This is a genomic window from Haloarchaeobius marinus (genome assembly GCF_051207415.1).
In the GTDB taxonomy this organism is placed as follows: domain Archaea; phylum Halobacteriota; class Halobacteria; order Halobacteriales; family Natrialbaceae; genus Haloarchaeobius.
On sequence record NZ_JBPKGD010000008.1, the window covers coordinates 80,786 to 90,953 of the forward strand.

The window sequence follows — 10,168 nt, forward strand, 5'->3', positions numbered from 1 at the left end:
GGAGAATCGAGACGGGCTAACTCTGGGTCTGGCTGTACTTCGCGACCCACTCTTTCAGGGTGATGCCCATCGCGGACTGGGTGATGGCGTTCGAGGACGCCGAGTTCGCGCTCTTGACGAGTTCGGCTTCGAGCGTTCGCGTCGGGACCTCCCCGAGGAAGTGGGGGATGGCGCGCTGGACCGCCAGCGGTGCGCCGACCTCGTGGGCCAGCGCGTACCCCGAGATGGAGTGGGGTATCTCCTCGCTGGCGTAGTGCTCGCGGTCGGTGCCCGACAGAACGTCGGCGTCGACGAAGTCGACGTACTCGTAGCACTTGCCGACGTCGTGGAGCAGACAGGCCGCCACGACGACGTCCAGGTCCGGGTCCGCACCGTGGAACTCCCGCTGGACCCTCGCAGATTCGACCGCAATCCTGGTGACGCCCCGGACGTGTTCGACGTTGCTGACCTCGTGGATGTTCCACGCGTACGGGATGTCCTCGATGTCCTGCCACCCGCCGCGTTCGAGACCCAGCACCCACGCCTCGACGACCTGCTCCCGGAGGTCGGCGTCCTCGATGTGGTCCAGTTCCGGGTACGCCTCCCGGACCTGTGCCGCGTAGTCCGGTCCGGCCATCTCAGTAGCCCTCGACGTCTCCTATCTCGTTCTTGACCAGGCGCTCGCGGCCGATGAACCGGGGTCGCTTCTCGATGGCGAGGAAGTTGTCGACGTCTGCCCGCGCCTTCGCGGCTATCTCCTTCGTGGGGTCGTAGTCCCGGGACCCCTCGCTGCCGAGAGCTTCGTGGAGGTCCTCCAGCGTCTCGAAGTACAGTTCTGCGACGCCGTCGAACTCGGCGTTCGCCGGGTCCGTCGGATACACCGTCTGGTAGCGGACGACGCCCTCGATGTCCTTCGCCAGCGGCGAGTGGTTGCTCTCCCAGTACTCGCGGAACTCCTCGTGAGTCATCCCGTCCTTGCGGACGAGGAACGCCGAGTGCTTGTAGAGACCGTCCGTGTCACCGTCGACCTCGTCCTTCCAGACCTTCTCCTCACCGATGAACCGCGGTCGCTTCTCGATGTCGAGGAAGTTGTCGACGTCCTCGCGGGCCCTGGCCGCGACCTCCTTCTTGGGGTCGTAGTCCCGCGAGCCCTCGCTGCCGAGGGCCTCGTGGAGGTCCTCCAGCGTCTCGAAGTACAGCTCCGCCAGCCCGTCGAACTCGGCGTGCTCTGGGTCGGTCGGCAGGACCGTCTGGTAGCGGACGACGCCTTCGATGTCCGTCGCGATGGGTGTGTGGGTGGTCTGCCAGTAGTCGACGAACTCCTCGTGCGTGAGGTCGTCCTGCCGGACGAGCAACGCTACGTGCTTGAACATACGTCTGGGTCTACTCACGTTCGGACATAAATCTAGAGGACAAAACTGCCGACAGTATTTTTCGCGTTTTTCGCCGACGGAACGGGGATTCACGTCGAACGATTGCCACTCCGCGCTTATAACTCCCGCATATGTGGTGGCGAACTGATTTAGGCTCTATTTAATTATTGTTCATGCATGGCACGGGGTATCAGTCAGTTGTCGAAGCGTACGCAAAACGATGGGGCAACGCGCAGGTTCGGTTCTCGACGGAACTTCTTGAAAGCAGCGGCAGGGGCGAGTGCACTCGGACTCGCTGGCTGTCTCGACAACATCGGTGGTGGCGGCGGCAGTTCTGATACGGTTACCTACGGCGTCGTCAGTCCGATGTCCGGGGCGTACAGCAGCCTCGCACCCGGACAGCGGAACGGCGCGAAACTCGCCATCCGGACCCTACAGGAGGACGACGAGTTCGACTTCGACATCGAGGGCGTCTACGGGGACGGCAAGACCGAGGACACCGCATCCGTCCAGGCTGCCGAGCGACTCGTCCAGGAGGACGGCGCGAACTTCATCATGGGCTGTATCTCGAGTTCGGTCGCCCTGGCGATGAACGAGTTCGCCGCCGACCAGCAGGTCATCTACAATCCGGGTGCTGCTGCGGTCCCGATCACGGGGTCGAACTGCAACGATTACGTCTTCCGCACGGAGACGAACACGGCCCAGATCGCCGAGGCCGTCTCCGAGTACACGGTCAACAACCTGGGCTCGAACGTCTGGTTCCACATCGCGGACTACGCCTACGGCGACTCCGTCCGGAACCGCACCGAGGCCCGGATGCGCGAGGCGAACTCGAACCTGAACATCGTCGGGAGCACGTCCTCGCAACTCGGCTCCTCGAACTTCGACACCTACATCAGCCAGATAGCCAACTCCGACGCCGACGTCGTGGTCGTCGGCATGACCGGGGGTGACCTCATCAACTTCACCGCACAGGCGGTCGAGGCCGGACTCACCGAGGACACGGACATCATGGCTCCGACGATGACGTTCCAGGTCGTCCGGGGCGCACTCGGTCCGGCGGCCTACGGGCTGTACGGTGGCGTCCGGTACGTGGCCGACATCGACAACCCGAAGAACAACTCGTTCCGCGAGGCGTACATGAACATGGAGGAGAACGAATCCGGCGCGCCGCCGGACAACTTCGCTCGCGTCGGCTACCAGTCCATCATGATGACCGCGGAGGGCATCAAGGAGGCCGGCTCGACCAACGTCGACGACGTCATCGACGCGCTGGAGGGGCTAGAGATGGACTCCATCCTCGGCACCAACCAGTTCCGGGACTGTGACCACCAGGCGCTCAACCCGACGTGGATGGGCCAGTGTGTCGAACCGGAATCCGGCGAGATGGCGGACGTCGAACTGCTCTCGAAGGTCGAGGGCCCCGACGCGATGATCCCCTGCGAGGAGACCGAGTGCTCACTCTAAGATGTTAGACCTGCCCCTGGTCACGGCCGGTGCCACCCTCGACCAGCTCATCAACGGGCTCACGGTCGGGATGGTGTACGTCCTCCTCGCGGCGGGACTGTCCATCATCTTCGGCGTGATGGACGTCATCAACTTCGCCCACGGCGAGCTGCTGGCCCTCGGTGCCTACTTCGCGGTCGCACTCACGACCGCCGGAATCGGCAACTTCTGGGTCGCGCTGCTCGTCGCGCCGCTGGTCGTCGCGGTCCTCGGCGGCGCGATGGAGCGACTGACCATCCGCCCGCTGTACGGCAGGGACCCGCTGTACCACATCCTGCTGACGTTCGGGCTGGTGCTCATCTTCGTCGACGCCATCGAGCTACTCTGGGGTCCACAGCCGCTCAGACCACTCGACACGGGAATCCTCTCGGGGACGATAACCATCTTCGGCTTCCAGAAGACGCTGTACAGCTACTTCGTCATCGTCATGGGTGCCGTGGTGGCCACCGGGGCGTGGCTCGTCCTCGAACGGACCCGCTTCGGGCTGGTCGTCCGTGCCGGGTCGATGGACCGCGACATGGTCCGTCACCTCGGCATCGACATCGACCGCTACTACACGCTCGTGTTCGCGTTCGGCGCGTTCCTCGCCGCCGTCGGCGGTGTGGTCCTCGCTGGGCGCCAGCCGGTCGGCCCGGGGCTGGGCGGTTCCGTCATCATCCCGGCGTTCATCGTCGTCGTGCTCGGCGGCCTCGGGAGCTTCAGAGGCGCGGTCGCCGGCGGCCTGCTCGTCGGCATCGTGCAGTCGCTCGTACGCTGGCAACTCCCGTTCCTGGAGGGTCTCGTCGTGTTCATGCTGATGATCGGCGTCCTGCTCGTCCGGCCGCAGGGACTGTTCGGCAGTCCGGAGTGGCACGACCCCGGCGAGAGCGGTGAACTGCTCACCGCCGCCGGGAGCGGCGTCCTGGACGGGAAACAGCGGCGGCGCATCGGGGCCGGGGTGGTGGCGTTGCTGTTCGTCGCCCCGCTCGGCATCGGGGTCCTCTACGGCTCGTTCTTCGTGAACACCGTCCTCGTCGACATCCTCATCTGGGGGCTGTTCGCGCTGAGCCTCGACCTCGTCATGGGCTACACCGGCCTCGTCTCGCTGGGCCACGTGCTGTTCTACGGGCTCGGCGCGTACGCGATGGTGCTGTTCGCGCTGTACGTGCTGCCCTCGGTCTGGCTGGCGCTGCTCGCGGGCATCCTCGTCGCCGCGCTCGTCGCCTGGGTCGTCGGCTACCTCTCCATCCGGGTCTCCGGCGTCTACTTCTCGATGATCACGCTCGCGTTCGCGGAGCTGTTCGCGAGCCTGGCGGTGAAGATGCCCGGAATGCGCGCACAGGTCAACCCGCTTCTCACGAGCGTCGGCCTCCCTGCGATTCCGCTGCTGACCAACAGCAACGACGGAATCGGGGCCGACTCGATCACCTACGGGTTGACCGGCGGGCCGGAGTTCGGTGACGTCTCCCTGCTCGGGGAGATTCACCTGTACTACTACGTCATCCTCGCCCTGGTCGTCGGCTCGTACCTCGTCTCCCGACAGCTCATCGACGCACCGTTCGGGAGCGTGCTGCAGGCGATTCGCGAGTCCGAACAGCGCGCGTCGTTCCTCGGCTACGACACGACCGCGTACAAGCGCCGGGCGTTCGTCGTCAGCGGCGCGCTCGCAGGGCTGGCCGGTGGTCTGCGCGCGACCCAGAACCTCGGTCGCGCCTCGCCCGGGTTCTTCGACTGGCTGCTGTCGGGCGAGGTCATCGTCATGACCCTGCTCGGCGGCATGGGTACCCTGTACGGCCCGATGGTCGGAGCTGGGGGCTTCATCCTGCTGGAGAACCAGTTGCTCGACATGGGCATCGACCAGTGGCAGGGCGTGCTCGGTATCGTGTTCGTCCTGTTCGTCGTCTTCGTCCCGCGCGGTATCGTCTCCATCCCGTCGCTGGTGAAACAGCAGATGGAAGCCTCGTCGGAGGCACCGACGGAGGGCGAACCAGCGGAGGTGTCCGACTGATGGCGGCCACAGACGACGACACGGCGACGGTCGACGGCGGCGAGACGGTGCTCGAGACGGTGCTCGAGACGAAGGGACTGACCCGCCGGTTCGGCGAACTCGTCGCCGTCGACGACCTCGACCTCGAGGTCGAACGCGGCGAGTTCCGGAGCGTCATCGGCCCGAACGGGGCGGGCAAGACCACCCTGTTCAACCTCATCTCGGGTGCGCTGCTCCCGAGCGAGGGGGCGGTCATCTTCGACGGCGACGACGTCTCCCGACTGCGGCCGCACGAGCGCGTGCACCGGGGAATCGGCCGCTCGTTCCAGATCACGAACGTCTTCGGCGGCCTCACCGTCCGCGAGAACGTCCGACTCGCCGCACAGGCGGTGCTCCGGGACCGCTCGCCGGTCGAGAACGCGTTCCGGAGCAAGGACTCGTTCGACGACCTGAACGGGCGGACGAACGACGTGCTCGACCGTATCGGACTCGCAGAGCGCGGCGGGGAGCAAGCCAGCACGCTCGCCTACGGCGACCGCCGACGACTGGAGATCGGGCTCGTGCTCGCGACCGATCCGACGCTCGTCATGCTCGACGAGCCGACCGCGGGCATGAGCGCCGACGAGACCAGAGAGACGATGGAGCTCATCGGCGACGTGCTGGCCGACCGGACTGTGCTGCTCATCGAACACGACATCGAACTCGTCATGAACGCGTCCGACCGCATCACGGTGTTGAACCGCGGAGAGGAGCTGGCGACCGGCCCACCGGAGGCCGTCGCCGAGAACGAGCAGGTCCAGCAGGCCTACCTCGGCGGTGGTGCGCTGTGAGCCTGCTCGAACTGTCGGACGTCCACGCGGGCTACGGCGAGACTGATGTCCTCTCCGGCGTCACGATGGACGTCGAGGAGGGCGAGGTCGTCACGCTCGTCGGCCGCAACGGCGTCGGCAAGACGACGACGCTCCGGAGCATCGTCGGCGTGGTCCAGCCGACTGCCGGAACGGTCCACTTCGACGGCGAGGACGTCACCGGCTGGTCCTCCGAGGCGGTCGCACGGGACGGCATCGGCTTCGTGCCCGAGGAACGCCGCGTCTTCCCCGGGCTCACCGTCACCGAGAACCTGAAGATGGGCCGCTTCGGTGGGGCAGACACCGCCCACCGCCGGGACGTGGAGGACATCTGGGCCATCGACGCCTTCGAGAACCTCCGCGAGCGCAAGGACAGCAGGGGTACCGACCTCTCCGGCGGCGAACAGCAGATGCTCGCCATCGCGCGAGCGCTCGTCGCCGGCGCCGACCTGCTCCTGCTGGACGAACCGACGGAGGGACTGGCACCCATCATCGTCGAACGCGTCGCCGACCTCGTCCGTGAACTCAACGAGGAGGGCATCACGGTCCTGCTCGTCGAGCAGAACGTCGCCGTCGCCTCGGCGCTTGCGGACCGGGTGTACATCCTCGACAAAGGGCACATCGTCTACGAGGGGACGCCGGAGGAACTCGACGCCGACGAGGACGTCAGGGACAGGCACCTCGGGGTCAGCATGTGACCCCGGCAGGAACCACAGCATCGGCACATGAATCTATAATATCGAACGAGTGCACGCACTAGGTATGATTTACAACGACATCGAAACCGCGACACGCGACGAACTGACCAGCGTACAGGACGAACGCCTGCAGGAGACCGTCGAACACGTCTACGAGAACGTGGACTGGTACCGAGAGGCGTTCGAAGAGGCCGGCATCACGCCCGACGACGTCGAGGGCGTCGACGACGTCTCGGAACTCCCGTTCACGACCAAGGAGGACATCCGCGACAACTACCCGGACAAACTGTTCGCCGTCGACCACTCCGAACTGCGCCGGGTCCACGCCTCCTCCGGGACGACCGGCAAGCCGAAGATCGTCGCCTACACCGAGGACGACCTCGGCGTCTGGCGAGAGGTCATGGCCCGGTCGCTCGCCGCGGGCGGCGTCGAACCCGGCATGATGGTCCAGAACGCCTACGGCTACGGACTGTTCACGGGCGGTCTCGGCTTCCACGACGGCATCGAGGAACTCGGCGCGTCGGTCATCCCGACCGGCGGCGGCAACACCGCTCGCCAGATATCGATGCTCCAGGACATGGAGTCCGACGTGCTCTGCTGTACGCCGTCGTACTGCCTCTACCTCGCCGAGGAGGCCGAGGAGCGCGGAATCGACCCCCGCGAACTGCCCCTCTCCAGGGTCGTCATCGGTGCCGAACCGTTCACCGACCCCATGCGCGAGGAGATCGAGGAGGCGCTCGACGTCACCGCCGTCGACGTGTACGGCCTCTCCGAGATAATCGGGCCGGGCGTCTCTATCGAGTGCGCCGAGGCCCAGGAGGGTCTCCACATCTGGGAGGACCACTTCTACCCCGAGGTCGTCGACCCGAAGACCGGCGAGGTCCTCGACGAGGGTGAGGAGGGCGAACTCGTCATCACCTCCCTGACGAAGCAGGCGTTCCCGATGATCCGCTACCGGACCGGGGACATGACCCGCCTCCACTACGACACCTGCGAGTGTGGCCGCACCTGCGTCCGCATGGACAACGTCACCGGCCGGGCGGACGACCTGCTCATCGTCAGGGGAGTCAACGTCTATCCGAGCCAGATAGAGGAGGTCATGGTCGACATGGCGGACGTCGCGCCGTACTACCGCATCGACCTCTACCGCGAGGGGAACCTCGACACGATGGAACTGACCGTCGAACACGACGAGCACTACGACGGGAGCCACGCCGACCTCGAGACCGACATCGAGGAGAAACTGCTCGACATCCTCGAGGTCAAGCCGGACGAGGTCGAGGTCGTCGGTCCCGGTGTCATCGAACGGACCGAGGTCGGCAAGGTCAAGCGCGTCTTCGACCACAGAGAGGACTAGCGCCTCCGGTCCAGCGTTCCTGCGAACCCGATAGGGAACCTTCTTCTCCCGGTCCTGCGTCGGCGAGCACATGCCACGGACGCGCGTCTCCACGGGCACCGAGTGGGAATCGGCGGTCGGCTACTCGCGTGCGGTCCGCGTCGGCGACCGCGTCGTCGTCGCCGGGACGACGGCCACCGACGACGGCGGCGACCTCGTCGGCCACGGCGACCCGTACGAACAGACGATGCAGGCGTTCCGCAACGTGCGGGCGGCCCTGACCGAGGCGGACGCCAGCGTCGACGACGTCGTCAGGACGCGCATGTTCGTCAGCGACGCCGACGACTGGGAGGCCGTCGGGTCGGCACACCACGAGTTCTTCGCCGACGTGAAACCGGCGGCGACGATGGTCGAGGTGGCGGGATTCGTCGACGACGCGATGCTGGTCGAGGTCGAGGCCGAGGCGGTCGTCGACGGATAGGCCGCGAGAAGGTGGCGGTCGGCTCAGTCCACGAACCGGTAGACCCGACCGCGGAACGTCGCCACGCGCTCGCCGTCGGCGGTGACCGGAATCTGGTACTCCGCCGTGCGTCCGGCGATGTGCGTCTCCGTCGCCTCGGCGCGGAGCGTGTCGCCGACCTCGACGGCGTCGAGGTAGCTCATGTTCGTCTCCAGCGCCACGGCCGTCGTCCCGTGCGAGTTCGACGCCGCCGCGAACGCCGCGTCCGCGAGGGAGTACACCGCGCCGCCGTGGGGCGTCCCGTGGAAGTTGAGCAGGTCCTCGGTTATCTCGAGTTCGGTGACCGCGGTGCCCGGACCGAGGTCGACCAGTTCGATGCCGAGCGTCGCACAGAACGGGTCGTCCTCGATGCGTTCGCGCACCTCGTCGGGCACGTCGTCGACGGCGTCACTCACCGGCGGCCACCTCCTCGACGCGCCCCCCGTTGACGAACAGTTCCTCGGGCGGGAGACGGCCCTCGGGGTAGTCGTCGTGGTACTCCATCAACTGGAACAGCGTCCCGGTCGGGTTCGACGGCGAGACGAACGCCTCCGTCCAGGTGTCGAACTCGGCGCGGTCGACGACCCGGAGGCCCTCGGCCGCCAGTCCGTCGACGACGGAGTCGATGTCGGCCACCTCGAGGGTCACGTGGTGCAGGCCGGGACCGTGTCGCTCCAGGAACGTCGTCAGGAACGAGTCGGCCTCGATGGGTTCGATGAGTTCGATGCGGGAGGCGTCGCCGAGGCGGTAGTACACCCACCGGAACCGGTCCTCGACGGTCTCGTCGCTCATCTTCTCACACCCGAGCGCGAGCAAGACGGGTTCGGCGTCGGCGACGGACTCGACCGCGATGCCGACGTGGTCGACGCGAATCGGCGTGTCGTGCGTCATCGAGACACACCACGCCCGCCGGTGGCTTATTCCTTGGCGGACCGGCGACAGTCGCCGGGTCGTCCGGGGTCCGGGACCGTTCAGGCGTGGCGCTCGACGAGCGTCCGGAGTTCCGACCGGATGGCGTCGGTGTCGGTGCCGTCGACGGTGAGTCGGGCCCGGGACTCGTCGGTGTCCGTCATCTCCGAGAGCAACCCGCCGCGGCGGTCGATCTCGAGGTACGCCTCGACGGCGTTCTCGCTGGGGGCACAGATGACCTCCAGCTCGTCGAGTGCGCCGGTGAACGGGCCGGACCGGGGTTTGAACTCGAACTCCTGGACGAACGGGTGGGAGTGGCCGAACGACGCCCGTTCGACCTCGGTACTGTGGAAGACGAAGCCGAGGTCCTCGACGGCGTCGAACAGGGCGCTCATGCGTGCGTCGGGGGTCACCTCGACGTGGTCGGTGTCCTTGGGGTCGAGCGCCCAGTCGATGTCGAGGCCGGTCTTGAGCCACACCTTGACGCTTCCCATCGTCAGGGGCGTTCCGTAGGGGACCGTGACCTCGACCGGAACGCTTCGGTGCTCACCCTCGTCGATGGTGAAGTTCTCGCCGACCCCGAACCGCTCGATGACCGCTTTCTCGTAGCCGTCCTCGGTGCGGTACCGGGTCATCATCGCGAAGTTTATCTGCTCGATGTCCTGCTCCGAGGAGCCACCCTCTATCTCGACGGTGGCCTCGACCGTCTCGCCGGGCGTGAACGACGTCTTCGGGAGGACCGTGTCGACTGTCGCGGAGCCGATGCCGATGCTGGAGAGCACTCGCTTCATGTTCGTGCCGACTGCCGGTGGTGTCATAAGCTTTTATCGTCGCTCGATAACTGACAGCCGGCGACGGGGAACGCCCGTAGTTTGATATGGATGCTGACGGAACGAACGACCATGTACGAACGCTCGTTCATGGAGGGTACGAGAGGTACCCAGGCGGTGGACTGGGAGGAGCGCATCGACGTCAAGCGACTGCGCGAAGAGCGCTACGAGAAGGCGCTCTCGCGCCTCGAAGACTCCGGGCTGGGCTCGATGCTGCTCGTCTC

General features: G+C 66.3%; 11 protein-coding genes and 1 pseudogene. 7 read left to right on the forward strand and 5 right to left on the reverse strand.

Going from position 1 to position 10,168, the window contains the following annotated elements; translation table 11 throughout:
- Positions 1-16: 16 nt before the first annotated feature.
- Positions 17-616, reverse strand: a complete 600-nt coding sequence (locus ACSC1W_RS20385; protein ID WP_435349672.1) for an HD domain-containing protein — start codon at positions 614-616, stop codon at positions 17-19.
- 1 nt (position 617) lies between these two features.
- The gene (locus tag ACSC1W_RS20390; RefSeq protein ID WP_435349674.1) at positions 618-1,352 is read right to left on the reverse strand and encodes an EthD domain-containing protein; all 735 of its coding nucleotides are present in this window, start codon (positions 1,350-1,352) and stop codon (positions 618-620) included.
- A gap of 258 nt (positions 1,353-1,610) precedes the next feature.
- Here ACSC1W_RS20390 and ACSC1W_RS20395 point away from each other — a divergent pair, with 258 nt between their 5' ends.
- The 6 genes from ACSC1W_RS20395 to ACSC1W_RS20420 all read left to right on the forward strand — a co-directional run bounded on the left by ACSC1W_RS20395 (position 1,611) and on the right by ACSC1W_RS20420 (position 8,187).
- The gene (locus ACSC1W_RS20395) at positions 1,611-2,819 is read left to right on the forward strand and encodes an ABC transporter substrate-binding protein (protein ID WP_435349676.1); all 1,209 of its coding nucleotides are present in this window, start codon (positions 1,611-1,613) and stop codon (positions 2,817-2,819) included.
- A 1-nt stretch (position 2,820) separates the two neighbouring features.
- Entirely contained in the window at positions 2,821-4,845 is a 2,025-nt protein-coding gene (locus tag ACSC1W_RS20400) for an ABC transporter permease (RefSeq protein ID WP_435349678.1), read from the forward strand.
- Positions 4,846-4,892: 47 nt separating this feature from the next.
- Positions 4,893-5,654 carry an ABC transporter ATP-binding protein gene (locus tag ACSC1W_RS20405; RefSeq protein WP_435349689.1) on the forward strand — a complete coding sequence of 254 codons (762 nt, stop codon included), beginning with the start codon at positions 4,893-4,895 and terminating at the stop codon, positions 5,652-5,654.
- On the forward strand, positions 5,651-6,370 hold the full coding sequence (locus ACSC1W_RS20410; protein ID WP_435349680.1) for an ABC transporter ATP-binding protein: 720 nt from the start codon (positions 5,651-5,653) through the stop codon (positions 6,368-6,370). The genes ACSC1W_RS20405 and ACSC1W_RS20410 overlap by 4 nt, the downstream gene beginning before the upstream one ends.
- A gap of 64 nt (positions 6,371-6,434) precedes the next feature.
- A complete protein-coding gene (gene paaK / locus ACSC1W_RS20415; RefSeq protein ID WP_435349681.1) occupies positions 6,435-7,727 on the forward strand; it encodes a phenylacetate--CoA ligase PaaK in 1,293 nt (430 codons plus the stop codon).
- A 70-nt stretch (positions 7,728-7,797) separates the two neighbouring features.
- Positions 7,798-8,187, forward strand: a complete 390-nt coding sequence (locus tag ACSC1W_RS20420) for a RidA family protein (protein ID WP_435349682.1) — start codon at positions 7,798-7,800, stop codon at positions 8,185-8,187.
- Positions 8,188-8,210: 23 nt separating this feature from the next.
- Here the strand turns inward: ACSC1W_RS20420 and paaI are convergent, their stop codons facing one another.
- From paaI to ACSC1W_RS20435, 3 genes are all read right to left on the reverse strand, one after another.
- Positions 8,211-8,621, reverse strand: coding sequence for a hydroxyphenylacetyl-CoA thioesterase PaaI (gene paaI, locus ACSC1W_RS20425; RefSeq protein ID WP_435349684.1), 411 nt, complete (start codon positions 8,619-8,621; stop codon positions 8,211-8,213).
- Positions 8,614-9,096 (reverse strand): VOC family protein, encoded by a 483-nt coding sequence (locus ACSC1W_RS20430; RefSeq protein WP_435349685.1) that lies wholly within the window; start codon positions 9,094-9,096, stop codon positions 8,614-8,616. Before ACSC1W_RS20430 ends, paaI begins: the two co-directional genes overlap by 8 nt.
- An 80-nt stretch (positions 9,097-9,176) precedes the next feature.
- Complete coding sequence (locus ACSC1W_RS20435; RefSeq protein ID WP_435349686.1) at positions 9,177-9,905, reverse strand: sporulation protein; 729 nt, start codon at positions 9,903-9,905, stop codon at positions 9,177-9,179.
- Between the two features lie 111 nt (positions 9,906-10,016).
- On the opposite strand from ACSC1W_RS20435, the pseudogene ACSC1W_RS20440 reads away from it, so the two are divergent.
- A pseudogene (locus ACSC1W_RS20440) lies at positions 10,017-10,168 on the forward strand (aminopeptidase P family protein); the annotation flags it as partial.